Raw genomic sequence first — 26,117 nt, forward strand, 5'->3', positions numbered from 1 at the left:
GTTGAACACAGATGCGGCATCGCACCGACTCGTCGGCCAACGTGCACTATCGGATCGGCCCCGCCCTCGCCGCCACCTCAGTGCAACCGCGGCTGGGCCGCGCCCCACTCCGACGCCGGCCGCGCCCGCGAGAACAGGAACCCCTGCCCGCGCTTGCAGCCGATCTCGCGCAGGTAGTCGCACTGCTCGCTGGTCTCGATGCCCTCGGCCACCACCTCCATGTGCAGAGTGCGCGCCAGCGCCAGCACCGCGCGCACCACCGCGGCGCTGCCGCTGCTGCCGCCGCCATCGCTGCCCAGTTCCAGGGCGCTGATGAACGAGCGGTCGATCTTCAGCGTGTGCAGCGGAAAGCGGTGCAGGTAGCTGAGCGAGGAATAGCCGGTGCCGAAATCGTCCAGCGCCACCAGCACCCCGGCGTCGCGCAGGACGTCGAGCGTGGCGAGCACCTGGTCGGGGTTGTCGAGCAGCGCGCCCTCGGTCATCTCCAGCCGCACCCGGTGCGGGGCCAGCCGGTGGGACGCGAGCAGGTCGAGGATCTGCTGGGCCAGCGCCGGCGAGCGGAAATGCCGCGGCGAGACATTCAGGCAGACGTAGCCGCGGTTCATGCCGAGGCTGCGCACCTGCGCGCAGGTCTTGTCGAACATCTGCCAGTCGATCTGCTCGACGCTGCCGTTCTCCTCGGCCACGGCGAGGAAGTCGCCGGGCAGCAGCAGGCCGCGCTGCGGGTGGCGCCAGCGCAGCAGGGCCTCGTAGCCGAGCACGTGGCGGTCGCGCAGGCGCACGATCGGCTGGAAGTGCGGCTCGAACTCGGAACGCTGGATCGCGCGGCGCAGGTCGCTTTCCAGGTCGAGCAGGCGCAGCGCCTCGAAGTGCAGGCGCTCGTCGAAGATCTCGAAACGCTGACGGCCGTGCGCCTTGGCGCGGTACATCGCCACGTCGGCGTCGCGCAGCAGCTGTTCGGCGCTGGTGTAGCGCTCGTGGCTGAGCGCGATCCCAACGCTGGCCGAGGAGAACAACTCCTTGCCGTCGATGCGGATCGGCTCGCTGAGCGCGTCGATCACGCGCTGCGCCACGTGCACCGCGTCCTCCGGGCCGTGGGTGTCCTCGAGCAGCAACGCGAATTCGTCGCCGCCCAGGCGCGCGACCACGTCGGGCGCGCGCACGCAGGTGGCCAGCCGGGCACCGGCTTCCTTGAGGATCCGGTCGCCGATCAGGTGCCCGACGCTGTCGTTGATCACCTTGAACCGGTCCAGGTCCAGGAACAGCACCGCGAAGTGCTGCGCGGGATCGCGGCGCATGCGCGCCAGCAGCCGTTCGAGCGCGTCGTACAGGAAATTGCGGTTGGGCAGCCCGGTCAGCGAGTCGTGCAGGGTCTCGTACATCAGCCGCTGCTCGGCGCGCTCGCGCTCGCCGATCTGGTCGCGCAGCTCGCGGGTGCGATCCTCGACGCGGCGCTCGAGTTCGGCCTGCGCCTGCTTGCGGGCCAGCGCGGTCAGGATGTGCTGGGCCACGTAGGCCAGCAGCGCGCGATCCTCCTCGCTGTAGTGCACCGAGCGGTCGTAGCTTTGCACCACCACCGCGCCTTGCACCTCGCCGTCGGCGATCATCGGCACCCCCAGCCAGTCCTCCGCGGCCGAGCCCATGCTGCGCTCGGTCGGCACCCCGACCAGCTCCAGCACCTGCGGCATCGGCCCCATCGCGGAGCGGCCCTGGCGGATCACCGCCAGGGTGACCGAGTTGCGCATCTGCTCGGCGGGGATCTCGGCGTCCGGGTCGACGATGCCGGGGTCGCGTTCGTCGGCGAAGTAGATGAAGCGCAGGGTGTCGCGCTGTACGTTGTGCAACACGATGAAGAAGTTGCGCGCGTACATCAGCTCGTCGACCACCGCGTGGATGCGGCGCAGCATCTCGCCCATGTCCAGCTGGGAACTGGCCAGGTCGGCGATGGCGTACAACGCGGCCTGCAGCTTCTCGCCGCGCTTGCGTTCGCCCACTTCCACGGTCAGCGCGTGGGTGCGTTCCTCCACGCGCCGTTCCAGCTCGCCGCGCGCCTGCCGCCGCACCAGCGCGGTGAGGATGTGCTGCGCGACAAAGGCCAGCAGCGCGCGGTCTTCCTCGTTGTAGCGCCCGGGCCGGTCATAGCTCTGCACGACCACGGCGCCGCGCACCTCGCTGCCGGAAACCATCGGCACGCCAAGCCAGTCGACGCTCTCGGGGCCATACAGCTCCGGGTCGGCGTCCAGCCCGAGCTCCGCGCGCAGCCGCGACGACGGCCCCATCGCCGGGCGGCCGTGGCGGATCACCGCCAGGGTGAGGCTGTCGCGGATCCGCTGCGCCGGGAACTCCTCGTCCGGGTCGACGGCCGCGGCCTTCTCGTCGGCGAAATAGCTGAAGCGCACGGCGTCGCGCTGCGCGTCGTACAGCGCGATGAAGAAGTTGCGCGCGTACATCAACTCGCCGACCACCGCATGCACGCGGCGCAGCATCTCGGGCATCTCCAGCTCGCTGCTGGCCAGGTCGGCGATCTCGTACAGCGCACTTTGCAGGCGCGCGGTCTTGTCCAGGTGCTCGATCGCGCGGCGCTGGTCGGCCAGCTCCACCGCGCTGGCGAAGCGCGCCGCGACCAGCGTGCGGAACTCGCGCCAGTCCCCCGGCGCCGCCTCGGGCACGCGCTCGGCCTGCGGCCAATCGGCGATCAGCACCACCGAAGCGTCGGCGCGGCGCGTGCCCAGCACGTGGGCGATCTGCCACCAGCCCGCCTGCGCGCGCTCGGCGATCGGTGCCTCGGGTCGGGCCAGCGCCGCCTCCACCATCGCCGCTTCGGCCCGGCTCAGCGGCGCGGCAGGCCAGTGGCAGCGCGAGCGCGGCTCCCCGGCGGCGGCGGCCACGCTCCAGACCAGCCGCACCGCGCGGCAGCCGAACCGCTGCTGCGCCTCGCGCGCCACCAGTGCGGCGATCTCGCCGAGCGACCCGGGCGCGAACAGCGCCGACACGAAGTCCGTCTCCGGCTGCGCGCCGATACCGGCACCGAACTCGCTGCGCTCGCCCATATCCTGGATGCACCTGGCCATAGGAGACGGCCAGTCTAGCCCCGCGGCACGGGCACCAATCAAGCGACGCTCGTGCGCGAATTCGTGCCAACTCCGGTCAATCGCGGCTTCCGGCCCGCGGCAACGGTCCGTGAATGCGCAGCGCGAGCCACGCACCGCGGCCGGATCGAACCGGCGCTTACGCCAGCGCGGCCTCGATGTCGGCGGCGATCGACTCGGGCTTGTCGGTGGGCGCGTAGCGCTTGAGCACGCGGCCGTCGCGGCCGACCAGGAACTTGCTGAAGTTCCACTTGATCGCGTCGATGCCGAGGAAGCCGCCCTTCTCGTCCTTCAACCACTTCCACAGCGGATGCGCGTCGTTGCCGTTGACGTCGACCTTGGCGAACAACGGGAAGCTGACGTCGTAGCTGAGCGAGCAGAAGTTCTTGATCTGCGCCTCGTCGCCCGGTTCCTGGTGGCCGAACTGGTCGCAGGGGAAGCCCAGCACCGCGAAGCCGCGCGCGGCGTAGTCGCGCCACAGCTTCTCCAGCCCGCTGTACTGCGGGGTGAAGCCGCACTGCGAGGCGACGTTGACGACCAGCAGCACCTTGCCCTGGAACTCGCTCAACGCGCGCGCCTGGCCGTCGATGTCGGTGGCGGTGAAATCGAATGCGGTGGTCATGTCGGTGTCCTCGGGGGCCGGACTTCAGGATAGCGCGCGGGTCCGGCTCGCTCTGGCACCCCTCTTTACCAAAGAGGGGCTGGGGGAGATTTGCGCGAGCCCGCACGTTCGCGGCGTGGGGCTCGACTCTCCTCCAACCCCTCCCTGCCAGGGAGGGGAGTCAATGACGCAGCCCGCTGTTAGCTCCCCTCTTTGTCAAAGAGGGGCTGGGGGAGATTTGCGCGAGCCCGCACGTTCGCGGCGTGGGGCTCGACTCTCCCCCAACCCCTCCCTGCCAGGGAGGGGAGTCAATGACGTAGCCCGCTGTTAGCCCCCCTCTTTATCAAAGAGGGGCTGGGGGAGATTTTCGCGCAGCATCACCTTGGCGGCATGGGGCTCGACTCTCCCCCAACCCCTCCCTGCCAGGGAGGGGAGTCTGTGGCGCCGTCACCCAACGCGCACAGCGCTTAGAACGACGCCTTGAACTCCACGCCGACCGTGCGCGGCTCGTTGATGAAGCCGGTCAGGTTGTTGAAGTCGATGCCGCCGGTGACCTGCACCTCGTCGGTGATGTTGCGCGCGAACGCGGCGACGTCGTACCTGCCGTTGTCCCAGTTGTAGCCCACGCGCAGGCCGCCTTCGAGCAGCGACTTGCCGGTGAACTCCAGCGACTCGTACAGGAAGAAGTTGACCTGGCTGCGGTAGGCCCAGTCGGTGAAGACGTAGAACTCGCCGCCCTCGCCGACCGGCATGCCCCAGCGTGCGGTCGCGTTGTGGGTCCACTTCGGCGACTGCGGCAGCGGGTTGCCATCGATCAGGCGCCCGCCCCGCGGACCGACCGGGTCGGTGGGCGTGCAACCGCCGCCGCACGGCGCGACCTCGAGGTCGGCGTCCTGGATTTCGGTGTCGTTGTAGCTGCTGCCCAGCGTGACCAGAAGGCTGTCGGTCAGGTAGGCCTGGAAGTCCATCTCGAAGCCCTGGCCGACGGTCTTCTCGGCGTTGAGCAGGATGTTGGCGTTGCCGATGCCGCCCACCGCGGTCAGCTGCTGGTCCTCGACCTCGTAGTAGAAGACGCCGGCGTTGAGGCGCGCGCGGTTTTCCCAGAAATCGGCCTTGATGCCCGCCTCGATCGAGGTCGAGGTCTCGGGAGCGGCGACCGACTTGGCGTTGAACGCGCCCGCGCTCTGGATGCTGCTGCCGCGGTAGCCGGTGGCGACGCGCGCGTAGAGGTTCACGTCATCGTTGAGCTTGTAGGTGCCCGACAGGTCCCAGCTGAGCTTCTTGTCCTCGGGTGAAGCCGACAGGTCGCCATCGGGTTCCTGCGCCGCCAGCTGCGCCAGCGTGCACTTGCCCAGCAGCACGCACGGCACGAAGCCGCTGTTGCTGTACTCCTCGACCGTCAGCTCCTTCTCGTCGACGGTGTAGCGCAGGCCGGCGCGCAACTCGAACGCCGGCGCGACCTGCCACTGCGCGGCGGCGAACACCGCCCACGAGTCGTTGGTCTGGTTGATGCGCTGGTAGCCGTCCTGGGCGTTGTTGTTGAGCGAGTCGTAGCTGAAGCTCTCGACGTCGTAGTCTTCCTGGAACAGGAACAGGCCGGCCTGCCAGTCGAACGCGGTGCCGCTGTCGGACTCGAGGCGGAATTCCTGCGTCCACTGCGAATGCTCGGGGATCGCGTCGGCGGTCTCGGACGCGAACGGGATCACGCCCGGGCCGGAATTGCCCGGGCCGAGGAACGCCGCGCCGAAGCCGCCGTCGATGTCGCCGCGGCTGTTGACGTCGACCGACTCGTAGCCGGTGATCGAGTGCAGCTTGTACTGGCCGAAGTCCCAGCGCAGGCGCGCGCTGGCACCCTGGCTGTCGAGGTTGGCGGCGCTCAGGCCGTCGAGCGACACCCGGTTCTCGTCGAAGCCGGCGACCAGCTCGTTGCTGCCCGGCCGGATGATGTTGGCGCGGAACAGGCGCGCGGTGCCGTTGAGGTGGCGCGCATGCGCGTTGAGCAGCGCCTCGAAGCCATCGCCCTCATAGAGGAACTGCACGCGGCCGGCGGACTCGTCGTAGCCCTCGAAGCCGTCGTTCGGGCCCGGGTAGGTGTTGGTGACCCAGTCGTCGCGGCGCTGGAACAGCGCGGACGCGCGCGCCGACCAGTTCTCGGTCAATGCGCCGCCGACCGCACCCTCGAGGTTCCACATGTTGTCGCTGCCGACGCCGACCTTGCCGTAGCCGCCGAAATCCTGCGACGGGCGCACCGATTCGAACTTGACCACGCCGGCCGGGCTGTTGCGGCCGAACAGCGAACCCTGCGGGCCGCGCAGCACTTCGACCTGGCCGACGTCGAACACCGGGAAGCCCTTCAGGATCGGGTTCTCCTGCACGACGTCGTCATAGACCAGCGACACCGGCTGCGAGGTGTTGAGGCGGAAGTCGGTGTTGCCGTAGCCGCGGATGTAGAAGCGCGGGAACGCGCGCCCGAACGACGACTCGATGTTGAGGCTGGGGACGCGGCCGGAGAGGAAGCGCACGTCGGTACCGCCGGACGCGAGCGCGTCGAGCTTCTCGCCGCTGACCGTGCTCACCGACACCGGCACGTCCTGGATGTTCTCGACCTTGCGCTGCGCGGTGACCTGCACGGTGTCGAGGGTGGTGGCGTCGGTGGTTGCGGTGGCCGGTGCAGCCTCGACGGGTGCGGGCTGGGCCGCGGCGGTGTCCTGGGCGAGCGCGTGCGCCGGCAAGAGCATTGCTGGCAGGACCAGGGCGATGGCGAGGGACAGGGCGTGGCGGGGAAGCGTGCGGGCAGGCTGCATGGTCGTCTCACAGACGGGGCGCCCGCTGAGCGGCACGCCGGTTCGAGGAAGCCGGCGCACCCATCGGTGGCTCGGCGATCAAGACTCGGGCCGTCCCTTGACGGCCCCGACGCGGACATTCCGCGCCACGGCGGCTGATTGGCCCGGGGGATGTTACAGCAGTGTTAATCGAGCCCGGACTCGACGGGCGCCCGCGGCACCCGAACGTCGATGCGGTCCGCCACCCCGTCGAGGCAGTTCCCGACCCCGCGGATGGGGTCCACGACCCCATCGATGCAGTCCGCGACCCCATTGGGTGGGGTCCACGACCCCGTCGATGCAGTCCGCGACCCCGTTGGATGGGGTCCACGACCCCATCGATGCAGTCCGCGACCCCATTGGATGGGGTCCACGACCCCATCGATGCAGTCCGCGACCCCATTGGATGGGGTCCACGACCCCGTCGATGCAGTCCGCGACCCCATCGATGCGGTCGACGACCGCGCTCAGCGGCGGCTGACCGCCTTCACCGGCTCGGCGAAGGGCTTGATGCCCAGGGCGTCGTGGATCTCGCTCGGGTAGTAGGCGGTGTCGCCCTTGAGCACCAGCGCGACCTTGCGGATGTCGCTGATGTTAGTGGTCGGGTCGCCGTCGACCAGCACCAGGTCGGCGCGCTTGCCGGGGCTGATCGAGCCGCGGTCGGCCAGCGTGCGCGAGTACTTGGCGCCGTTCCAGGTCGCCACCTGCAGCGCCTGCGCCGGGGTCAGGCCGGCCTGCACGTAGAGCTCGAGTTCGCGCTGCAGGGTGAAGCCGACCATCTCGTCGGTGCCGGCCACCAGCGGCACGCCGGCCTTGTACGCACGGCCGACGAAGTCGACCAGCTTGGCGTAGGAGCGGTTGTACTTCGCCGCGGTCGCGTCGTCGGGGATGTTCATCTCGGCGGCGCGGCGGCCGCGCTGGATGTCCGGCGGCAGGTGGTCGGCGACGTCGGCGACGATCGGCGACATCTCGCCGTCGCGCTGGTGCAGGAATTCGAACGTGGCCAGGGTCGGGTCGATCACGGTCTGCTGCCTGGCCAGCTGCGCGATGAAGTCGCGCACCGGCTGGCTGTCCAGGTCGAGGCCGTCGGTCTTGTCGGCGACCAGGTAGAAGCGCGCCAGCGTGCGGGTGTCGGTCTTCTCATCGACGAAGAAATTCAGCAGCAGCTGGTTGATGTGCTGGATCTCGTCAAAGCCCTGCTCGAGCACGTCCTGCGCGCGCATGAAGGCCGGCACGTGGCCGCTGACGCGCAGGCCTTTCTGGTGCGCGTAGGCGGCGGTCGCGCGCAGGTGTTCCTTGGGGAACGAGTTGTAGATCTTGACCTGTGGGTAGCCGTGCGCGGCGTACCAGTCGACCGCCTGCTTGGCCTGCGCCAGGTCCTTGATGACGAAGCCATTGCGCGCCGACATCTTGCTTTCGCCCTCGATGAAGCCCGCCGGCACGATCGCCGGCGACATCAGCGTGCCGGCGCGCTCCTCGGCGAGGATCTGCTGCAGGGTGGCGTTGTCGTTGCCCATGTCGCGCACGGTGGTGACGCCGGCGGCGAGGTTGAGGCCGCCGTCCCAGCGGCCGACGTGGCCGTGCATGTCGAACAGGCCCGGCAGCAGCACGCGGCCGTTGGCGTCGATGGTGTGGTCGGTCGTTTGCATCTGCGGCGCGGTCGAGCCGCGACCTGTGACCGAGACGATGCGGCCGTCGCGCACCAGCACGTCGCTGGCCTCGCCCAGCGTCGCGCGCTCGCTGTCGAACACGCGCGCGTTGCGGATCAGGGTGCTGCCCTTGAGCGGATGCGCGAGGCGCTGTTGCAGCGCCACCAGCGCCTCGCCCTCGGCCTGCTTCTGCCGGGTTTCGAGCGCATCGGCATTGGCCTGCCAGCCGTCCTCGATCAGCTGCAGGTAACCCGGGTAGATGAACGCGAACAGCCGCGGCGACTTGTCGGTGGTGGCCCAGGCGAAGGTCGGGGTCAGGCCGATGCCGGTCAGCGCGACCAGTTGCACGGTGCGCTTGTCGCGGCCGTTCGCGACCTGGGCTTCGCCGAGCTTGCGCATGCTCAGGGTGCCGCTCGGGATCAGCGGCAGCTTGCCGTCGCTGCGCTGGGTCAACGCGCCCAGCGCGACCGAGAACCCGGCCGGCGTGCCGCCCAATGGCGAGTACAGCCCGGTGCCGGCGACCGCCTGCTGGCCGTGGTCGGAGGTCGACTTCCAGCGCGCCTGTCCGGCGTCGAGCGAGAACGTTTCGTCGATCGCCGCGCCGAAGGTCGACGTGCCCTTGACCTGGTAGGTCTTGAAGGTGCCGTCCGCCGCCAGCGTGTACTGCTCCTTCAACTCCGGTCCGCGGCCGTTGTCCTTGAAGATGAAGTCGACCCGGGTCACGCCGTCGTCGCCATGGCTGACCACCTGGTGGCCGGCCTGCTTGCCGCCATCGACCAGGGCCACGTAGCGGATGGTTTCGGCCGACCAGGCCGGCGCGGCGAGCGCGGCCAGCAAACACAGACCCAAGGCACGGTTCATGCGGACATTCCTAGACAGGGAAGGGACGGCCGGGACAGCGCCGTGTCGGCATCTTAGAGGGACACGGGCCGCGGGGGCGACGGGACGGCTCGGGACGGCTCGGGACGGCACAAAAGCAGATCCCCCGCTGCGCCGGCAACGACAAGGGTGTCATTCCGGGTGCAGCGAGGGACCTGTGGTTCGTTCCTGCATTCGATCGCGGGGGTGACCCGCGCGCGTCAGCCCCGGGTCGGCTCCGACACCTCTTTCACCACGTCGGCCGTCTTCTGGTCGCGGCCGCTCAGGGCCACGTCGGCCAGCGAGACGATCCCGCACAGGCTGCCGTCGGCGGCCACCACCGGCACCCGCCGGACCTGCTTATTCTCCATCGTGTTGCAGCAGTCGGCCAGGCTGCTGTCGGCGTTGACCGTGGTCACCGGCGAGCTCATGCAGTCCTGTGCGGTCACGGTCGACGGATCGCGGCCCTGGGCGACGACGCGCACGGCGATGTCGCGGTCGGTGACCACGCCGATCGGCGCTTGGTTGGCATCGACCACCGGAATCTGGCCGCAGTCGTTGTCGATCATCATCTGCGCCACTTCGCGCAGCGGGGTCTGCGGGGCGCAATAGGCCGGGTTGGCGGTCATCACGCTCTTCACGTCGAGGTTGCCAGCTGACATCGGGGGCTCCTGTGCCGGATACGGCCATTGGGGGAACCGCCACCCTGCCCCGGCCCGGGTCGGTGGCGCGTGAACCGCGGCGTTCCTCGATGGACGGCGGCAGGTGAACCGCCGCGGGGCGTCGGTGGACGGCGGCGGGTGAACCGCCGCCGTATGGCGCCCCAACCCGGGGTAACCGGTATGGCCCCATGGCTTTCGTCACGGGCCGGTCAAACCGGCCTTGGGTTAGGCTCGGGATTCTGGCCGCGATGTTCGCCCTGCGGGCTGGCCTTACCTGATCCTCCTTCCTGGTTTTCCCTCCAGCCCCAACTCCGACGAGGTCCGTCCCCATGAAGCATCCCCTCGCGCTGGCGCTCGCCGTGGCCATTGCCGCCACCGCAACGCCCGCCCTTGCCCAGTCCGCCGAAACCAAGACCGCCGATTCCAAAGCCGATGCAGCCGCCGTGAACGCAGCCAACCCGTTCTACACCCAGAGCACGCTGCCGCTGCAGTACCCGCCGTTCGACAAGATCACCGACGCGCACTTCGCCCCCGCGTTCGACCGCGGCATGGCCGAGCAGCTCAAGGAAATCGACGCGATCGCCAACAACAAGGCGAAGCCGACCTTCGACAACACCATCGTTCCGCTGGAGAAGTCCGGCCGCACGCTGAGCCGGGCCGCTTCGGTGTTCTTCAACCTGGTCGGCGCCGACACCAACGACGCGCGCGAGAAGATCCAGGCCGACTACGCCGCCAAGCTGTCCGCGCACAGCGACGCGATCTCGCTGAACCCGAAGCTGTACGCACGCGTCAAGGCGTTGTACGACCAGCGCGCCAAGCTCGGCCTCGACGCCGAGGGCGTGCGCCTGGTCGAGCGTTACCACACCCAGTTCGTGCGTTCCGGCGCCAACCTGTCCGATGCCGACAAGACCAAGCTCAAGGCGATGAACGCCGAGCTGGCGACGCTGGCCACCAAGTTCAGCCAGAACGTGCTGGCGGAGGTCAACGCCTCGGCGATCGTAGTCGACAGCCGCGCCGAACTGGCCGGCCTGTCCGACGAGCAGATCGCCGCCGCGGCCGAAGCGGCCAAGGCGCGCAAGCTCGAGGGCAAGTACGTCATCGCCCTGCTCAACACCACCGGCCAGCCGGCCGAGGCGCAGCTGGAGAACCGCGCGCTGCGTGAGAAGCTGCACAAGGCCTCGGTCGCGCGCGGCGCGCGCGGCAACGAGTTCGACAACACCGCGATCGTCGCCAAGGTCACCAAGCTGCGGGCCGAGCGCGCCAAGATGATGGGGTACCCGAGCCACGCCGCGTACGTGCTCGAGGACGAGACCGCCAAGACCCCGGAAGCCGTCAACGCGATGCTCGCCCAACTGGCCCCGGCCGCGGTGGCGAATGCCAAACGCGAAGCCGCCGACCTGCAGGCGATGATCGACAAGGAACAGGCCGCCAAGAAGCAGCCCAGCTTCAAGCTCGAGCCGTGGGACTGGGCGTATTACACCGAGAAGGTCCGCGCCGACAAATACAACTTCGACGAGTCGCAGCTCAAGCCGTACTTCGAGATGAAGAACGTGCTCGAGAACGGCGTGTTCTACGCCGCCGGCCAGCTGTACGGCCTGAAGTTCAAGCAGCGCACCGACCTGCCGGTCTACCACCCCGACGTCACCGTGTACGACGTGTTCAACGAGGACGGCAGCCAGCTGGCGATCTTCGTCGCCGACATGTACGCGCGCGAGTCCAAGCGCGGTGGCGCGTGGATGAACTCTTACGTCGACCAGAACAAGCTGTTCGGCACGCTGCCGGTGGTCGCCAACCACCTCAACATCCCCAAGCCCTCGGCCGGCAAGCCGACCCTGCTGACCTGGGACGAGGTCACCACGATGTTCCACGAGTTCGGCCATGCGCTGCACGGCATGTTCTCGGACGTGAAGTACCCGTACTTCTCCGGCACCAGCGTGCCGCGTGACTTCGTCGAGTACCCCTCGCAGGTCAACGAGATGTGGGCAGACTGGCCGTCGGTGCTGGCGAACTACGCCAAGCACTACCAGACCGGCGCGCCGATGCCGAAGGAACTGCTCGACAAGGTGCTGGCCAGCGCCAAGTTCAACCAGGGCTTCGCGACCACCGAGTACCTGGGTGCGGCGATGCTCGACCAGCAGTGGCACCAGGCCAGCGCCGAACAGCTGCCCGACGCGGCCGGCGTGATGGCGTTCGAGGCGGCCGCGCTGAAGAAGGCCGGCGTCGACTACGCGGCGGTGCCGCCGCGCTACAAGACCCCGTACTTCAGCCACATCATGGGTGGCTACTCGGCCGGTTATTACGCCTACATCTGGTCGGAAGTGCTCGACGCCAACACCGTGCAGTGGATCAAGGGCCATGGCGGCCTCACGCGCGAGAACGGCGACCACTTCCGCGCCACCCTGCTGTCGCAGGGCGGCAGCCAGGACGCGCTGAAGCTGTTCGGCGACTTCGCCGGCCACGCCCCGAAGATCGAGCCGCTGCTCGAGAAGCGGGGCCTGGTGCCGACCGTGGCCGACGACAGCAAGGCCCCGGACGCGGCCGCACCGGCTGCCGGTACCAAGTAAGCGCGATACCGACACCGGCCGCGAGGCTGGTGTCGAGGAAAACCAAACCGCCCGGAGTGATCCGGGCGGTTTTTTTTTGCACCACCATGCGGGCGTAGCTGACGCTTTGGCGCTTCGGCCCCCTCTCCCTTTGGGAGAGGGCTGCGGTGAGGGCTCGGCAGAGCGATGCGGACAAACGGTCGAGCAAGCCATCAGCTCACGCCGTTGCGATGCACCTCACCGTCTGCCGCTCCGCCGAACCCTCACCCTCAATCCCTCTCCCGTAGGGAGAGGGAAGCAGATCGAAGGCCAGCACGGGTCTTACCGCTCGCGCAGTGGCCGGTTGAGGTCGAGGAACGCCTCGCGCGCTGCCACGCCCTGATCGGGCTGGTCGATGAAGAAGCCCTGCGCGCCCAGGCTGTACAGCTGCACCGCCTCGCCAATCACCGACTGCGACACGCCGCTCGGCGTCTGCGTCAGGTACGGCTCCTCGGCGCGCAGCGTGTACGGGTGCACCACCAGCCCCGCGGTGAGCGCGCGCCCGAGCATCGGGTGCACGCGGCCGTTGTTGCGCGTGGCCAGTTCGGCCTTGCCGTCGCCGTTGGCGTCACGCTTGGGGTCGAGCGCCACGCGCGGCAGCAGGTTGGCCTTCCACGGGCCGATGCCGGTCGCGTAGTTCGCCTTCATCCAGCCCAGCGCGGCCTCGCTGGCCAGCGCGCCATAAAGGGTGTCGACGCCGAGGCCGCCGTCGACCTGCGCGACCAGGCCGCCGTAGACGCGCGCCAGGTCGATGCCAGAGCGCGCGTTGTAGCCGATGTCGTAGGGCTTGGCCGAATGGATGTCGTCGAACAGCTGCACCAGCGGGTAGCGCACGCCTGCGGCCGGCATCAGCGTGTTCTGCAATTCGAGCAGGTTCTCGACCTCGAAGCTCTGGATGTAGACGCGCGCCGGATCGGTGAAGCCCTCGGCCACCAGCACCTCGAGCAGCTTGGCGCCGAGCGAAATGCCGATCGGCGTGCCGTCGAGGCGCCGGCCTTCGCGCGCGAAGTAGGTCGGGTGCTTGGTTTCCGGGTACACGCCGATCACCCGGCCGCCGCGGCTCTCGCGCTTGGCCAGTTGCACGACCTCGGCGAACGTCGGCACCTGGTACATGCCGTCGAAGCGGGTATTGTCCGGGCGCACCGCCGGGATGCGCTCGCGCGCGCGCAGGGTCTTGAGCTCGGCCAGCGTGAAGTCCTCGGTGAACCAGCCGGTGACCGGCTTGCCGTCGATGGCCTTGGTGGTCTTGCGGCTGGCGAACCCGGGGTGGCTGGCGACGTCGGTGGTGCCGGAGATCTCGTTCTCGTGGCGGGCCACCAGCACGCCATCTTTCGTCGCGACCAGGTCGGGCTCGATGAAGTCCGCGCCCATGCGGATCGCGAGGCGGTAGGCCTCGAGCGTGTGCTCGGGGCGGTAACCGCTGGCGCCACGGTGCGCGATCACGATCAGGCCGTGCCGATTGGGAGCGTGCTGGGCGTCGGTCACGGGGCGGTCTTTGGCACTGATGGGCAACGCCAGCAGCATGCCGGCGACCAGCGCCAGTGCCAACTTCGGGGAGCGCAGTTGCAAGCGCAGGTTCATTGGGTGGACCTCTCGGGTGTCGGGGGGATGCCGACGCCCCTGCCGCCGGTCCGGGCATGCTCGGCGGCGCAGGTTGCGGGAGGTTGACGGTGGCGGGACAGCGCGGCGTCTGCAGCCCCTCCCCTTGCGAAGCAGGGGGAGGTTGGGAGGGGGTGCTTCTGCTCTGGTGCTCGTGCCAGCAACCACAAAGACAAGAGCCTCACCCCTCCCCAACCCGTCCGCCCCGCCGGCATAGCCCTCGGGCGCTTCTCGGCGCGCGAGCCCGTGGCTCGCAAACGCGCCTCTTCGCCCCCCTGCTTCGCAAGGGAGGGAGCAGATCCGCTAGGTTGTTTGTTTGGATTTGCCCCTCCCCTTGCGCGCAGCGCAGGGGGAGGTTGGGAGGGGGTGCTCTTGATTTTGATTCTGCGTCGCGGCCGAAAAGCACCCTCCCCAACCCGTCCGCCCCGCCGGCATAGCCGTCGGGCGCTCCTCGGCGCGCGAGCCCGTGGCTCGCAAACGCGCCTCTTCGCCCCCTGCTTCGCAAGGGAGGGAGCAACAGCGCGTCAGCGCTGCGCGGCGTACCCACCCGGCATGCCGCGCGGCGACAGCACGCATTGCCACAGCTGCGAACGGCGGCTGCGGAACGTCGCCATCGATGCGGCGAGGTAGTAGCGCCACATGCGCCGGAAGCGCTCGTCGTACCGGGCCGGCAGGCTTGGCCACGCGCGTTCGATGTTGTCGCGCCAGGCCTGCAGGGTGCGGTCGTAGTCGGGGCCGAAGCCGTGCCAGTCCTCGATCACGAACAGCCCTTCGCAGGCACGGGCCAGCTGCGCGGCCGACGGCAGCATCGAGTTGGGGAAGATGTAGCGCGCGATCCACGGGTCGGTGCGGCGGACCGAGACGTTGCTGCCGATGGTATGCAGCAGGAACAAGCCACCGCCGGTTGAGTGATCTTCACGCAGGCAGCGGCGCGCGACCTCGAAATAGCGGCGGTAGTTCTTGACCCCGACGTGTTCGAACATGCCCAGCGAGAAGCCGCGATCGAACGGCTCATCGAGCTCCCGGTAGTCCTGCACGCGGATCTCGATCGGCAGGCCGGCGCACAGTTCGCGCGCGTACTCGGCCTGTTCCTGCGAGACGGTGATGCCCACGCCGCTGACGCCGTAGCGCTGCGCCGCGAACTTCAGTGCCTCGCCCCAGCCGCAACCGATGTCGAGCACCCGCATCCCCGCCTGCAAGCCCAGCTTGCGGCAAACCAGATCGAGCTTGGCCTCCTGCGCGTCGTCCAGGTTGTCCGCCGCGCGCCAGTAACCGCAGCTGTAGACCAGGCGGCGGCCGAGCATGGCCTGGTAGAGGTCGTTGCCCAGGTCGTAATGGCGCTCGCCGACCACGAACGCGCGGTGCCGCGACTGCAGGTTGAGCAGCCGCGAGCGCAGCCCGTCCAGCCGCGCCGCGATGCCCGGCACGCGCTTGTCCAGGCGCGCGTCGAGCAGGTGGAACAGCAGCCCATCGAGGCAGGGCGTGTCCCACCAGCCGTCCATGTAGGACTCACCCAGGCCGAGCGAGCCCTGCTCGATCAGCCGCGCGTACAGACGTTCGTCGTGCACCTGCATCACGCAGGGGTCGCAGCGGGAATCCGCCGGGGCGCGGGCCGGATCGATCGGCACGGTGGGCGCATCCACCACCACGCGCACGTCGGCCTCGCCCAGCAGGCGTTCGACGCGGTGTCGGAACGGGTGGATCGGCATCCGCATTCTCCTGACGTTTCGGATCAGGAACTCCGCGGCCGCATCGTCGCCGGTACCGCGCTAGCCTGCCTCGAACAAGCCACGGTACGCCGGTGCGACATGCGGCAACAGCACCGCAGCCGGTACCTCGACGGTCTGGGTGCCATCCGAGTACGGTCCCACCTGGTACGGCGCGAACACGAAGCGCAGCGCGCGCAGCTTGCCCGCGGCGGTGACGACCGGCTCGAACATCGCGAAGTTCTTCGGGTCCGGCTGGGTGCCTTCATCGATCATCTGGCCGGCGTTCTTCACTACCTCGGCGCGTTCGGCCGGCGCCAGCGCGTCGGCATCCACCCGCTGCGAGAGCGCGGTGTGCAGTTGCTCGCGGACGTTGGCGGAAATCGCGTCCCAACTCCTGGCTTGCGGGACCAGGTCGGTGGCGGTGAGGAGCTTGCCCTGTTGCGGCAGCCACACGAAACGCGCGATCAGCGGCGCGCCATGGGCCCCGCCGGTATAGCTGCTGCCGTCGCCCGCGACCGCCACCAGCGCCGGCGTGTCCAGCAATTCGGTGAAGCTGATCGACAGGTCGTACAGGGCGGCGTCGCTGCCGGCCGGACGCGCCTGCACCGCCTGCAGCAGGTCGGCGCGCGCGGCCTGCGCATAGCGCTTGAGCTCGGCCGCCAGCCCCGGGTACTTCGCTGCCGACGGCGGGTAGCTGATGCCGATCACGTAGGTAGGCGTGGTCTCGACCACATCCTCGAGCAGCGGCGCCGGCGGCGGCTTGATCGCCGAGGGTGCGCCTGGCGATGCGTCCGGAGCGGCGGGCTGCGGCTGCGCCCCCTCGCGCCGGCACCCCACCGCGCACGCGACCACCATTAACAACACGCCCCAGGCCAACACTCGGCTGACAGGTCGGATTCCTTTCACTGCTGTGCTCATGGGGCGTACTGGGGCTGCGGGATAGTGGGAAAAAGAATAGGGAGTCCGACGTGATGCCGGCATGGACGACGATTCGGTCCCGCGTCCTGCCTCGCTTAGGCAAACGAGGAAACCCGGGCGATGGGGCCCGGGCTTGGTTCGGTAATGCGGTTGGTTCAACCCGACGGCGGGCCGGGCGGACATTGCCCGCGCCCGATCACCACTCGCTGCGGTGCGGCAGCAAGCCGCGCAACTCCGCGTCGGTGAGGTTGCGCCACTGGCCGACCTTGAGGTGTCCCAGCTTGACGTTGCCGATGCGCACACGCACCAGCTGCTTCACCCGGTACTTGAAGTGTGCGGCCATCAGCCGGATCTGCCGGTTGAGGCCCTGCACCAGCACGATCCGGAAGCCGTAGCGGCCGAGCTTGCCGGTCTTGCACGGCAGCGTGGTCTGGCCGTGGATCGGCACGCCGCGCGCCATGCCGCGCAGGAACTCGTCGGTGACCATGTTGTTCACGGCCACCAGGTACTCCTTCTCGAGCTTGTTCTCGGCGCGCAGGACCTCGTTGACGATGTCGCCGTTGCTGGTCAGCAGGATCAGGCCCTCGGAGTCCTTGTCGAGCCGGCCGATCGGGAAGATCCGGCGCTCGTGGCCGACGAAATGGACGATGTTGTCCTTGACGTCGGACTCGGTGGTGCAGGTGATGCCGACCGGCTTGTTGAGCGCGATGTAGACGTGCTGCTTCTGGCCCTTGGCGACGGGGCGCACGCGCAGCGCCTGGCCGTCGATGAGCAACGTGTCGCCCTCACCGAATTCGGCGCCGACGCGGGCACGGACGCCGTTGACCGTGACCCGGCCCTCGGCGATGAGGCGGTCGGCCTCGCGCCGGGAGCAGAAACCGGTATCGCTGATGTGTTTATTGAGCCGCATGCGGGCGCCGGGCGCTGGGGGACGCGAATGCTGTCATACCTTGGCCGCCGGCGGGGTACCGGTGGCGGCCATGGCGCCACCGCCGGGTTTCGGATCGCCCTGCGCGGGGGCTTCGCAAGGGGCGACGCGCCTGCCGCGCAAGCGCCTGCAATCCACGCTTGCCCTGGGAATCGTCCGCCTGCGCGCTCGGCTCGCAGGCGCATCGGTTCAGCCCAGCAGCTGGCTGTACTCGGGGTGGCGCTCGGCCCACGCGGCGGCATAGGAACACTGCGGCCGCACTCGCCAGCCCTGGCCGCGCGCGTGCTCGAACGCCGCGTGCACCAGCTGCGAGGCGATGCCGCGGCCGCCGATCGCGTCGGGCACGTTGGTGTGGACGATCACCATCTGGTCGCCGTCGAGGCGGTAGTCGAGCAGCGCCTCGTAGCCCTCGACCATCGTGTTGAAGCGATGCGCACCGGCGTGATGGCGGATCTCCTCGCCGGTGCGGGCACCGGCCGCCGGGTCGCGGGTCGGATCGTGGCTGGGCGGGGACGGGTTCGGCATGGACACTCCTGTGGGTCGGGGTGGTGGCACGACAGCGCCGCCTCAGCGGTTGTCGCGCTTGCCCTGGTTGTGGCGATCCTGGCTGCCGATGCTGCCCTGGATCGCCTGCATGCGGCTCTCCCCGGCGTGCAGCTCCTCGGCCTTGGCCACCGCGCCCGGCGACTGGAAGCCCTCGTTCGGCGTGTGGCCCTGCAGCGGATCGAGCGCCTGCCAGGGCTGCGGCTGGCGGTCGTGTTCGCGCTTGGCTTCCAGCAGCGCCTGGGTATTGGCCAGCGCTTGCGCCGGGGTGATCTTGCGCGGCTTGCGCGGGGCCTTTGTGGCTGCCGCAGGTGTGCGGGTTTGCGCAGCTGCACCAGACTTGGGTGCGGTGGCGCGTTGGACGGGCGCGGGCTGGCTGGCTGCGACCTTGCGTGCGGTGGCCTTCTTGCTCGCGAGTTTCTTGCTTGCGACTTTCTTGGCGGCGACTTTCTTGACGGCGACCTTTTTGCTCGCGACCTTCTTGGCTACGACCTTCTTGCTCGCGACCTTCTTGGCTGCGACCTTCTTGACTGCGGTCTTTCGGACGGCGGCGCGGCCGGTGGTCTTCTTGCTCACGACGCGCTTCGCGGCGGTGGACTTGGTGGCAGCGGCCTTGGTCGCCGCCTTCTTCGCGGCGCTCTTGCGCGGCGACGCGATCTTCTTCACCGCCTTGGTCGCAGCACGCGTGGTCGCCGGCTTGCGGGTGGTGGCGGCCTTTTTCGCCACGGCTTTCCGGGCTGGGGCCTTCTTTGCAGCGGCCTTCTTCGCGGCGGCTTTCGCTGGAACGGCTTTTTTCGCGGTGGCTTTCTTCGGGGCGGTCTTCTGGGTCCGGGACTTCACTGCCTTGGCGGTCGCCATGCGTTCCTCCTGGTTCAACGGTGACAACAACGAATGCCGACAACGGTGCTGGGCAAAGGATGCCGACGCGGGCGCAGCCACGCGTCGCCCGATCTTGGTATCACGCGGGACATTCAAGCCAAGTGAGCGATCCGGATACCGGCCCCGCGCGCGGACCGCGCGCGTCACCCTCGCCTGAACCACAGCGGCGACCAGTGACGTGCCGCGTCACAGGAACCGCGCACAAATCACCTGCGATGCTTGGCACACATCGTGCGACAGCTTGTCATCAGTCGACCTCAACGAGCAGCCGCATGACCAACATGGAACTCATCAGCATCGGCACCCTGAGCGACGACGAGGCCGTGGCCCGCCTGTTCGAGCTCACCGCCAGGGGCAATGCCGCCGCCGACGAACTCGCCCAGCTCGAGGCCATGGTCTACGGCCGGCTGGTCGAGGCCTACGACGGCGACGAACCGCCGGTGCTGGCCAACCGCGCCGCCTGAGCGACGCGCTCCTCAGCCCGAGAACGACGGGCTCAGCAAACGCTCCACGAACGCCGCGCCAACGCGCGGCTCCATCAGCAGCATGAACAGCACGCCATAGATCGCGCCGGACAGGTGCGCGTTGTGGTTGGTGTTGTCGCCGCCCTTGTGGTCGGCCCAGAACGAATAGCCGACGAAGGCAACGCCGTACAGGATCGCCGGCACCGGCAGGAAGAACACGAAGATCAGGCTCCACGGCTTGACCAGGATAAACGCGAACAGCACCGCCGACACCCCGCCCGAGGCACCGAGGCTGCGGTAGTTCGGGTCGTGGCGATGGCGCAGGTAGGTCGGCAGGATCGCTATCACGATCGCCGACAGGTAGAACCACAAAAAGCCCAACGGCCCGAGGTAGTCGGCGAAGAACGGCTCGATGAAGCGGCCGAAGAAGAACAGCGTGATCATGTTGAACAGCAGGTGCTGCCAATCGGCGTGGATGAAGCCGTGGGTCAGCAACCGATCGAACTGCTTCTTGCGGTCGATCGCCGGCGGCCACAGGATCAGGCGGTCGAGCAGCCTCGGCCGCTCGAACGCCAGCCACGACACCAGCACCGTCACCGCGATCAACGCGATGGTCAGCATGGGTGGCGCCCTGCCCCACCCCGGCCGGCGCCGGGAACGGGCATGCGGTCAAACCGCACGGTAGTGGTCCTGCATCGGGTAGCGGCGTGCGTACAGCGCGAACGCCGCCGCGGCCACGAACGCGAAGCCGGCGAAGAAGAACATCAGGAACGCGGTCTCGCTGATCCCGGTGCTGGCGATCTGCTCGATCACCGCCGGGTTGCGCACGCTGGCGTTGGTCATCAGCACCCACAGGTTGCCGAAGGTCACCGACAGCAGCCAGAAGCTCATGATCGTACCCTTCATCGACTGCGGCGCCTGGCTGTAGGCGAACTCCAGCCCGGTCGCGGAGACCAGCACCTCGCCGAAGGTCAGCAGCACGTACGGCAGCACCTGCCAGGCGATCGACACCGGGTCGCCGCCGTCGATGTACAGCTGGATCATGCCGGCCGCGACCCAGGCCAGGCCCGAGAACGCGATGCCGAAGCCCATGCGCTTGAGCGCGGTCGGCTCGAAGCCGAGGCGGCGCAGCGCCGGGTACAGCACCAGGTTGTTGAACGGGATCAGCAGCATCACCAGCAGCGGGTTGAGCGCCTGCATCTGCGCCGGCTCCTTGACCAGCCAGCTCGGCCACCACCACTGGTCGTGCGGCATCACCATCTCGTTGCCCTGCAGGATCCAGGTCGATGCCTTCTGGTCGAACAGCGACCAGAACGGCGTGACCAGCGCGAACACGATCAGGATGCGCAGCACCGCCCGCACGCCGTCGACGGCGATGTCCGGATGCAGGCCGCGGGCGCGCTCGAGCTGCATCGAGGTGCCGACGCCACCGAAGCCGATCAGCAGGCCCAGCGCGAGCACCGCGGCGATCACGAAGCCCAGTTGCGGAATCAGCACCAGCGAACCCAGCGCGAGCAGCACGCCGATCCCGGCCACCACCAACCCGGGCCGCGACTGCCCATCGACGCGGCGGGTCAGCGCGGTGCGCGAGACGTTGACGAACGAATGCGGGTTCGGCGGCGACGGAGGCACGTGCACGTACTTCTTCCGGCCCATCCAGAAGATCACCGTGGCGATGAACATCAGCACGCCCGGGATGCCGAACGCGACCGACGGGCCGTAGTTACGCAGGAAGATCGGCATCAGCAGCGACGCGAAGAACGAGCCGAAGTTGATCGTCCAGTAGAACGCGTCGTAGACGACCTTGGCCTTGGCCTTGTTGGTCTGGTCGAACTGGTCGCCGACGAACGCCGACACCAGCGGTTTTATCCCGCCTGACCCCAGCGCGATCAGGAACAGGCCGGTGTAGAAGCCGGTGCGGTTGTCCTCGAAGATCGCCAGGAACGCGTGGCCCACCACGTACACCAGCGACAGCCAGAACACGGTGTTGTACTTGCCGAAGAAGCGGTCGGATATCCAGCCGCCCAGCAGCGGGAAGAAGTACACGCCGATCACGAAGGTGTGGAACACCTCCTTGGCGATCCCGGCGCGCTCGGCCACCGGCGCGTACAGCAGCAGCGTGGTGACCAGGAACGGGGTCAGGATGTTGCGCATCCCGTAGAAACTGAACCGCTCGCAGGCCTCGTTGCCGATGATGTAGGGAATCTGCCGGGGCATCTTGCCCGCGCTGTCGGTGACTGTGGCGGCGGCGGTGGTCGTCATCTAGGAGCGTTCCTCTAAGCAGCGGGTGCGGGTCCGTCGCACGAGCCCGCGCATCCCGACGCAGGGGTTGGAAGTGGTTGTCGCGGGCAAGCCTAACCGATCACTCCGACGCGTCGCTCACGCCCACTCGGTCAGGCCTTCGCGTTCGTACAGGGTCTTGAACGAGGGCCGCGCCTTCAGCTTCGCCGCCAGCGCGGCCAGATGCGGCCACTGCAAGGCGTCCTTGGGCATCGCGCGCGACCAGCGCATCAGCATCACCAGGTAGAAGTCGGCAGCGCTCACGGTATCGCCGAGCAAGTACGGGCCGTTGCCGGCCAGGTGCGCGTCCAGGCGCTCCCACGCCGCCTCGATGCGCGGGCGCACGTGGGCCTGCGCGGCGTCGGCGTGCGCGATCCCGGCGACTTCGTGCGGGTACCACCAGATCCGGAACAGCGGCTGCACCGCGTTGGCCAGGTGGAATATCCACTGCTGGTAGTGCGCGCGGCGCGGGTCGTCGAGCGCGGGCGCCAATCCGGCGCGCGGATGGCGATCGGCCAGGGTCATCAGCAGCGCGGCGGCCTCGAACAGCGGCTGGCCATCGACCACCAGGGTCGGCACCACGCCGTTGGGATTGAGCGCCAGGTATTCGGGGCGCTTCTGCTCGCCGCTCTTGGTGTCGACCAGCCGCAGCTCGTGCGCGACGTCGAGCTCGAGCAACAACCAGTGCACCACCAGGCTGGCCGCGCCGGGCGCGTAGTACAGGGAATAGGTCGGCGTTGTCATCGCGTGCGGGCCTCCGGAATCAGCGCCGCAGTCTAATCGATGGCCCGCACCGATCCGACCCGAAGTGGGCCTTGCTGACGCCCGGCTGGCAGCAGCGTGATGCCGCGCAGCGCCGCCGCGGGCGGGCTCCGTTAGGATGCCGGCAATCTTCTGCCGAGATGCCGACGCATGACGCGCACCCTGTTGTTTTCCGCCCTGCTTGCCACCGCCACGCCCGTCGCAGCGGCCCACAACCCGCTGGCGACCGTCGCCGAGCGCAGCGGGTTCGTCCAGACCGGCCGCTATGAGGAGGTCATCGCGCTGTGCGAAGGATTCGCCCAGCTTCATCCGCGGGCGGTGCGCTGTGCCGACTTCGGCACCACGCCCGAGGGCCGGCCGATGAAGGTCCTGGTGGCGTCGACCAGTGGTGCGCTGACACCAGAAGCGGCCAAGGCCAGACAGCTGCCGGTAACGCTGATCCAAGGCGGCATCCACGCCGGCGAGATCGACGGCAAGGACGCCGGTTTCCTCGCGCTGCGCGAACTGCTTGAAGGCGAAGCGGCGAGCGGCGTGCTCGACAAGCAAGTGCTGCTGTTCGTGCCGGTGTTCAACATCGACGGCCACGAGCGCTTCGGCCGCTGGAACCGCCCCAACCAGCGCGGGCCCGAGGAGATGGGCTGGCGCACCACCGGCCAGAACTACAACCTCAACCGCGACTACGCCAAGGCCGACACGCCCGAGATGCAGGCGATGCTGGCGTTGATCAACCAATGGGACCCGTTGGCCTACCTCGACCTGCACGTCACCGACGGCGCCAAGTTCGAGCACGACATCTCGATCCAGGTCGAGCCGCTGAACTCCGGCGACCCGGCGTTGCGCGCGGTCGGCAAGGCCTTCCGCGACGGCGTGATCGAGCGGCTGGCCGCGCAGGGCTCGTTGCCGCTGGCGTTCTACCCTTCGTTCGTCGAAACCGACAATCCGCAATCCGGCTTCGAGGACGGCGTTGCCCCGCCGCGCTTCTCGCACGGCTACACGCAGCTACGCAATCGCCTGGGGATGCTGGTGGAGACCCATTCGTGGCGCGACTACAAGCACCGCGTGCACGCCACCCGCAACACGATCCTGGCCGCGCTCGAACTGGTCGCCGCGCACGGCGCGAACTGGCAGAAGCAGGTGCAGGCCGCCGACGCCCGCGCCGCCAAGCTCGGCGGCAAGCCGGTCGCGCTCGACTACAAGGCAAGCGCGACCGCGCGCACGATCCCGTTCCGCGGCTACGCCTACACCCGCACGCCGTCGGAAGTGTCCGGCGCGCTGATGACGCGCTACGACGAAAGCACGCCGCAGGTCTGGAACATTCCGCTTCGCGATGACGTGCGCCCCAGCCTCGTCGTGGACGCGCCGCGCGCCGGTTACTTCGTGCCCGCCGCGCACGCGGGCTGGGTCGCGGCCAAGCTCGACCAGCACGCGATCGACTACCGTCGCGTGGCGCAGGCGCAGCCGAAGGCGCGGGTCGAGGCGTTCCGCGCCGACAAGGCCGAGTTCGGCGCGGCGTCGACCGAGGGCCACCAGCGCACCACGCTGGCCGGCCAGTGGAAGAGCGAGATCCAGGCGATCGGCGCCGGCGCCCTGTTCGTGCCGATCGCGCAGCCCAAGGCGCGGCTGGTGATGGCGCTGCTGGAGCCGCAGGCGCCCGACGCGTTCGCCGCCTGGGGCCGCTTCAACAACGCCTTCGAGCGCAAGGAGTACATGGAGGACTACGTCGCCGAGGAAGTCGCGCGCGCGATGCTGGCCCAGGACAGGCAGCTCAAGACCGCGTTCGAGCAGCGCCTGAAGGACGACGCCGCATTCGCCCAGAGCCCGCAGGCGCGGCTGGAGTTTTTCGCGCGCCGGCACTCGTCGTGGGACGCGCGTTACAACCTGTATCCGGTGCTGCGGACCGACCACGCACCGCGGTGAGGCCGGCGCCCCCGGGCGCCGGCATCGGCGCTGCGATTGCTTCTGCAGGGCGGGTTCAAACCCGCCATCACGAACCGTCGGCCGCCGCGCGCCACCGATGGCGAGTAAGACCCGCCATCGGTAACTTGATTACCTGATGCGCACGGGTGGGCGCGGCGCCGAGGTCTCCCTTGCAGGCGGGTTAAAACCCGCCCTACGCAGCGTTGTTACACCCGCGGCGGCACTCAGCAATTCTGGTACTTCCAGTGCCGCTGCTTGCCCTCGGCCAGCCACTCGACCGCCTGCGCCAGGCGCTTGTGTCGGGTCTCGTCGCGCTTGGCCTCGGTGATCCAGTCGACGTACTCGCGTTGCTGGCTCGGCGGGAAGGCCTCGAACGTCGCCTTGGCCTTGGCGTTGTGTCGCAGGGCGGCGGCCAGGTCGGCCGGCGCCTGCGGTGGCGGCCTGGGCGCGGTGGTCTTGCGCACGCCGGGCGTCTTCACCCCGTCCTCGTTGAGCTGCATGGCGCGGCGCAGGTGCGCGAGCAGTTGCTTCTTCGGCGGCAGGTCCTTGAGCGTGGTGAGCTTGCCGTAGCTGCCCATGCCCTCTCGCGGCTGGCCCTCTCGCGGCTGGCCGGCGCTCTCGTCCTCGCCGACCACCAGCGCGTGCTTCCAGTAGCCGAACGAGGCGTGTTGCTTGAACGCCGCCATCGAGCACAGGATCCCCCCGGCATGCACGAACGCCGGCGCACTCCATTTCAGGGTTTCCTCGACGCCCGGGCAGGCCTCGTGCACGGTCTCGCGCAGGTACTCGAGCAGCGGCCGCGCGAAGTCGGCCTGGCGGGCGATGTAGGCGTCGATCCGGGGGTCGCGCGGAGTCATTGGCGGGGTTCCTGCATGGCCGCCTGGCGCGGCGGCGGCGTCCTATTCTGCACCCGCTTCTGCGTTGGCATGGATAGCGGCAACCCCCTTGAGGAGCGACTCCGATGTACACCCATGACCGCCGCCGTGCCGGCGCGGACGGCTCGGCCACGTTGCGCGCGCAACTCAACGAGGCGCAGCTGCGGATGCTGCGCGAGCTGGAATTCTTCGGCTGGGAGTTGCGCTTCGTGCGCCACCCGCCGTTCCGCGACGCGGTGCCGGTGATCTTCGCGGGCGACAACGCGTTCGTGGCGCTGCGGCCCGATGGCAGCCTGGACGAGGAACCCGCGTTCAACATCCGCCATTGACGCGCCGCTGACACTGACCGCGGCGGATCAGCCCGCCAGCGCCCAACGCCGCAGCACCGCGTACGGACGCCTGGGCTGGCTGTCGATCAGCACGAACTCGCGTACCGGCCACGCCAGTGGCTCGACCGGCATCGGCTCGATCAGCCGGCGCACGTCGCGCTGCAGCGTGAGGTGCGGGGTGAACGCGGGCGCGGATTTGACCCGCACGTGCGCCCTGGCCAGCACCTGGCCCAAGCCGTCCCACAGCCGCTCCAGCCCCTCGGGCACCGCCTGCGTGCCGAGCCACCACACCCTGGCCCCGGCAAAGCTGGCGGCGCGGTCGAGTTGCAGGTCGAACGCCGGCAGCCGCACGCCGTCGGCGGCGGCGCAGGCCTGCTCCAGCAGCGCGACGGGCAGCGGACTGTAATCGCCCAGGTATTGCATCGTCAGGTGGTAGCGATCGGGGCGCAGCCGCCGGCCACCGGGCGCCCAGTCGCGTTCCAGGCGCGCCGCGACGCGGCAGATCTCCTCGCGCAACCCGGCATCGGGCCACAGCGCGAAGAACAGGCGATGCGGGTCGTCCCAGCCGGCCTCGCCAGCGCTTGCGAACAGGTCGTCTTGCATCGCGAAAGTGTAGCCGGCGGTGGCAAGCGGCTTTTTCATGCCGCGGCC

General features: G+C 68.9%; 20 protein-coding genes. 4 read left to right on the forward strand and 16 right to left on the reverse strand.

Annotated elements, in window-relative coordinates; all coding sequences use genetic code 11:
• Window positions 1-77: 77 nt before the first annotated feature.
• The 5 genes from ACFQZQ_RS03600 to ACFQZQ_RS03620 all read right to left on the reverse strand — a co-directional run bounded on the left by ACFQZQ_RS03600 (window position 78) and on the right by ACFQZQ_RS03620 (window position 9,681).
• Window positions 78-3,071 carry a bifunctional diguanylate cyclase/phosphodiesterase gene (locus tag ACFQZQ_RS03600; RefSeq protein WP_386811298.1) on the reverse strand — a complete coding sequence of 998 codons (2,994 nt, stop codon included), beginning with the start codon at window positions 3,069-3,071 and terminating at the stop codon, window positions 78-80.
• Window positions 3,072-3,228: 157 nt separating this feature from the next.
• Window positions 3,229-3,711 carry a glutathione peroxidase gene (locus ACFQZQ_RS03605; protein WP_386811299.1) on the reverse strand — a complete coding sequence of 161 codons (483 nt, stop codon included), beginning with the start codon at window positions 3,709-3,711 and terminating at the stop codon, window positions 3,229-3,231.
• A 446-nt stretch (window positions 3,712-4,157) separates the two neighbouring features.
• Entirely contained in the window at window positions 4,158-6,494 is a 2,337-nt protein-coding gene (locus ACFQZQ_RS03610; RefSeq protein WP_386811300.1) for a TonB-dependent receptor, read from the reverse strand.
• Between the two features lie 485 nt (window positions 6,495-6,979).
• Complete coding sequence (locus ACFQZQ_RS03615; protein ID WP_386811301.1) at window positions 6,980-9,022, reverse strand: amidohydrolase family protein; 2,043 nt, start codon at window positions 9,020-9,022, stop codon at window positions 6,980-6,982.
• Between the two features lie 218 nt (window positions 9,023-9,240).
• A complete protein-coding gene (locus tag ACFQZQ_RS03620; RefSeq protein WP_386811302.1) occupies window positions 9,241-9,681 on the reverse strand; it encodes a CBS domain-containing protein in 441 nt (146 codons plus the stop codon).
• Window positions 9,682-10,010: 329 nt separating this feature from the next.
• Here ACFQZQ_RS03620 and ACFQZQ_RS03625 point away from each other — a divergent pair, with 329 nt between their 5' ends.
• Window positions 10,011-12,245, forward strand: coding sequence for a M3 family metallopeptidase (locus tag ACFQZQ_RS03625; protein ID WP_386811303.1), 2,235 nt, complete (start codon window positions 10,011-10,013; stop codon window positions 12,243-12,245).
• A gap of 300 nt (window positions 12,246-12,545) precedes the next feature.
• Here ACFQZQ_RS03625 and ACFQZQ_RS03630 read toward each other — a convergent pair whose 3' ends face one another.
• The 6 genes from ACFQZQ_RS03630 to ACFQZQ_RS03655 form a co-directional block, all read right to left on the reverse strand.
• A complete protein-coding gene (locus ACFQZQ_RS03630) occupies window positions 12,546-13,844 on the reverse strand; it encodes a glycerophosphodiester phosphodiesterase family protein (RefSeq protein ID WP_386811304.1) in 1,299 nt (432 codons plus the stop codon).
• 542 nt (window positions 13,845-14,386) lie between these two features.
• Window positions 14,387-15,571, reverse strand: coding sequence for a cyclopropane fatty acyl phospholipid synthase (gene cfa, locus ACFQZQ_RS03635; protein WP_386811305.1), 1,185 nt, complete (start codon window positions 15,569-15,571; stop codon window positions 14,387-14,389).
• A 60-nt stretch (window positions 15,572-15,631) separates the two neighbouring features.
• The gene (locus ACFQZQ_RS03640) at window positions 15,632-16,426 is read right to left on the reverse strand and encodes a DUF3298 and DUF4163 domain-containing protein (RefSeq protein WP_386811652.1); all 795 of its coding nucleotides are present in this window, start codon (window positions 16,424-16,426) and stop codon (window positions 15,632-15,634) included.
• Between the two features lie 259 nt (window positions 16,427-16,685).
• Window positions 16,686-17,399 carry a pseudouridine synthase gene (locus ACFQZQ_RS03645; RefSeq protein WP_386811306.1) on the reverse strand — a complete coding sequence of 238 codons (714 nt, stop codon included), beginning with the start codon at window positions 17,397-17,399 and terminating at the stop codon, window positions 16,686-16,688.
• A gap of 207 nt (window positions 17,400-17,606) precedes the next feature.
• Entirely contained in the window at window positions 17,607-17,942 is a 336-nt protein-coding gene (locus ACFQZQ_RS03650; RefSeq protein ID WP_386811307.1) for a GNAT family N-acetyltransferase, read from the reverse strand.
• A gap of 42 nt (window positions 17,943-17,984) precedes the next feature.
• The gene (locus tag ACFQZQ_RS03655; protein ID WP_386811308.1) at window positions 17,985-18,986 is read right to left on the reverse strand and encodes a hypothetical protein; all 1,002 of its coding nucleotides are present in this window, start codon (window positions 18,984-18,986) and stop codon (window positions 17,985-17,987) included.
• Between the two features lie 125 nt (window positions 18,987-19,111).
• On the opposite strand from ACFQZQ_RS03655, the gene ACFQZQ_RS03660 reads away from it, so the two are divergent.
• Entirely contained in the window at window positions 19,112-19,303 is a 192-nt protein-coding gene (locus ACFQZQ_RS03660; RefSeq protein ID WP_386811309.1) for a hypothetical protein, read from the forward strand.
• Window positions 19,304-19,315: 12 nt separating this feature from the next.
• Here ACFQZQ_RS03660 and ACFQZQ_RS03665 read toward each other — a convergent pair whose 3' ends face one another.
• The 3 genes from ACFQZQ_RS03665 to ACFQZQ_RS03675 all read right to left on the reverse strand — a co-directional run bounded on the left by ACFQZQ_RS03665 (window position 19,316) and on the right by ACFQZQ_RS03675 (window position 22,327).
• Window positions 19,316-19,924: a rhomboid family intramembrane serine protease gene (locus ACFQZQ_RS03665; RefSeq protein ID WP_386811310.1), complete on the reverse strand. Its 609-nt coding sequence runs from the start codon at window positions 19,922-19,924 to the stop codon at window positions 19,316-19,318.
• A gap of 48 nt (window positions 19,925-19,972) precedes the next feature.
• Window positions 19,973-21,565, reverse strand: coding sequence for a POT-type proton-dependent oligopeptide transporter (locus tag ACFQZQ_RS03670; protein ID WP_386811311.1), 1,593 nt, complete (start codon window positions 21,563-21,565; stop codon window positions 19,973-19,975).
• A gap of 117 nt (window positions 21,566-21,682) precedes the next feature.
• Window positions 21,683-22,327, reverse strand: a complete 645-nt coding sequence (locus ACFQZQ_RS03675) for a glutathione S-transferase family protein (protein ID WP_386811312.1) — start codon at window positions 22,325-22,327, stop codon at window positions 21,683-21,685.
• 168 nt (window positions 22,328-22,495) lie between these two features.
• Here ACFQZQ_RS03675 and ACFQZQ_RS03680 point away from each other — a divergent pair, with 168 nt between their 5' ends.
• Entirely contained in the window at window positions 22,496-24,262 is a 1,767-nt protein-coding gene (locus ACFQZQ_RS03680) for a M14 family metallopeptidase (protein WP_386811313.1), read from the forward strand.
• A gap of 224 nt (window positions 24,263-24,486) precedes the next feature.
• Here the strand turns inward: ACFQZQ_RS03680 and ACFQZQ_RS03685 are convergent, their stop codons facing one another.
• Complete coding sequence (locus ACFQZQ_RS03685) at window positions 24,487-25,119, reverse strand: YdeI/OmpD-associated family protein (RefSeq protein ID WP_386811314.1); 633 nt, start codon at window positions 25,117-25,119, stop codon at window positions 24,487-24,489.
• A gap of 104 nt (window positions 25,120-25,223) precedes the next feature.
• Here ACFQZQ_RS03685 and ACFQZQ_RS03690 point away from each other — a divergent pair, with 104 nt between their 5' ends.
• Entirely contained in the window at window positions 25,224-25,466 is a 243-nt protein-coding gene (locus ACFQZQ_RS03690) for a hypothetical protein (RefSeq protein ID WP_386811315.1), read from the forward strand.
• 27 nt (window positions 25,467-25,493) lie between these two features.
• On the opposite strand, the gene thpR is transcribed toward ACFQZQ_RS03690, so the two are convergent.
• Window positions 25,494-26,108, reverse strand: a complete 615-nt coding sequence (gene thpR, locus ACFQZQ_RS03695) for an RNA 2',3'-cyclic phosphodiesterase (RefSeq protein ID WP_386811316.1) — start codon at window positions 26,106-26,108, stop codon at window positions 25,494-25,496.
• Window positions 26,109-26,117: the final 9 nt, after the last annotated feature.

This window comes from Lysobacter koreensis (assembly GCF_042677045.1).
GTDB lineage: Bacteria > Pseudomonadota > Gammaproteobacteria > Xanthomonadales > Xanthomonadaceae > Lysobacter_K > Lysobacter_K koreensis.

Bases quoted from the DNA above. Each gene is read 5' to 3' on its own strand.
- ACFQZQ_RS03665 (WP_386811310.1), bottom strand. From the start codon at position 19,924: ATGCTGACCATCGCGTTGATCGCGGTGACGGTGCTGGTGTCGTGGCTG.
- ACFQZQ_RS03690 (WP_386811315.1), top strand. From the start codon at position 25,224: ATGTACACCCATGACCGCCGCCGTGCCGGCGCGGACGGCTCGGCCACG.
- ACFQZQ_RS03620 (WP_386811302.1), bottom strand. From the start codon at position 9,681: ATGTCAGCTGGCAACCTCGACGTGAAGAGCGTGATGACCGCCAACCCG.
- ACFQZQ_RS03645 (WP_386811306.1), bottom strand. From the start codon at position 17,399: ATGCGGCTCAATAAACACATCAGCGATACCGGTTTCTGCTCCCGGCGC.
- ACFQZQ_RS03650 (WP_386811307.1), bottom strand. From the start codon at position 17,942: ATGCCGAACCCGTCCCCGCCCAGCCACGATCCGACCCGCGACCCGGCG.
- ACFQZQ_RS03615 (WP_386811301.1), bottom strand. From the start codon at position 9,022: ATGAACCGTGCCTTGGGTCTGTGTTTGCTGGCCGCGCTCGCCGCGCCG.
- ACFQZQ_RS03660 (WP_386811309.1), top strand. From the start codon at position 19,112: ATGACCAACATGGAACTCATCAGCATCGGCACCCTGAGCGACGACGAG.
- ACFQZQ_RS03625 (WP_386811303.1), top strand. From the start codon at position 10,011: ATGAAGCATCCCCTCGCGCTGGCGCTCGCCGTGGCCATTGCCGCCACC.
- cfa (WP_386811305.1), bottom strand. From the start codon at position 15,571: ATGCCGATCCACCCGTTCCGACACCGCGTCGAACGCCTGCTGGGCGAG.
- ACFQZQ_RS03610 (WP_386811300.1), bottom strand. From the start codon at position 6,494: ATGCAGCCTGCCCGCACGCTTCCCCGCCACGCCCTGTCCCTCGCCATC.
- ACFQZQ_RS03600 (WP_386811298.1), bottom strand. From the start codon at position 3,071: ATGGCCAGGTGCATCCAGGATATGGGCGAGCGCAGCGAGTTCGGTGCC.
- ACFQZQ_RS03680 (WP_386811313.1), top strand. From the start codon at position 22,496: ATGACGCGCACCCTGTTGTTTTCCGCCCTGCTTGCCACCGCCACGCCC.
- ACFQZQ_RS03640 (WP_386811652.1), bottom strand. From the start codon at position 16,426: ATGGTGGTCGCGTGCGCGGTGGGGTGCCGGCGCGAGGGGGCGCAGCCG.
- thpR (WP_386811316.1), bottom strand. From the start codon at position 26,108: ATGAAAAAGCCGCTTGCCACCGCCGGCTACACTTTCGCGATGCAAGAC.
- ACFQZQ_RS03685 (WP_386811314.1), bottom strand. From the start codon at position 25,119: ATGACTCCGCGCGACCCCCGGATCGACGCCTACATCGCCCGCCAGGCC.
- ACFQZQ_RS03605 (WP_386811299.1), bottom strand. From the start codon at position 3,711: ATGACCACCGCATTCGATTTCACCGCCACCGACATCGACGGCCAGGCG.
- ACFQZQ_RS03630 (WP_386811304.1), bottom strand. From the start codon at position 13,844: ATGAACCTGCGCTTGCAACTGCGCTCCCCGAAGTTGGCACTGGCGCTG.
- ACFQZQ_RS03670 (WP_386811311.1), bottom strand. From the start codon at position 21,565: ATGACGACCACCGCCGCCGCCACAGTCACCGACAGCGCGGGCAAGATG.
- ACFQZQ_RS03675 (WP_386811312.1), bottom strand. From the start codon at position 22,327: ATGACAACGCCGACCTATTCCCTGTACTACGCGCCCGGCGCGGCCAGC.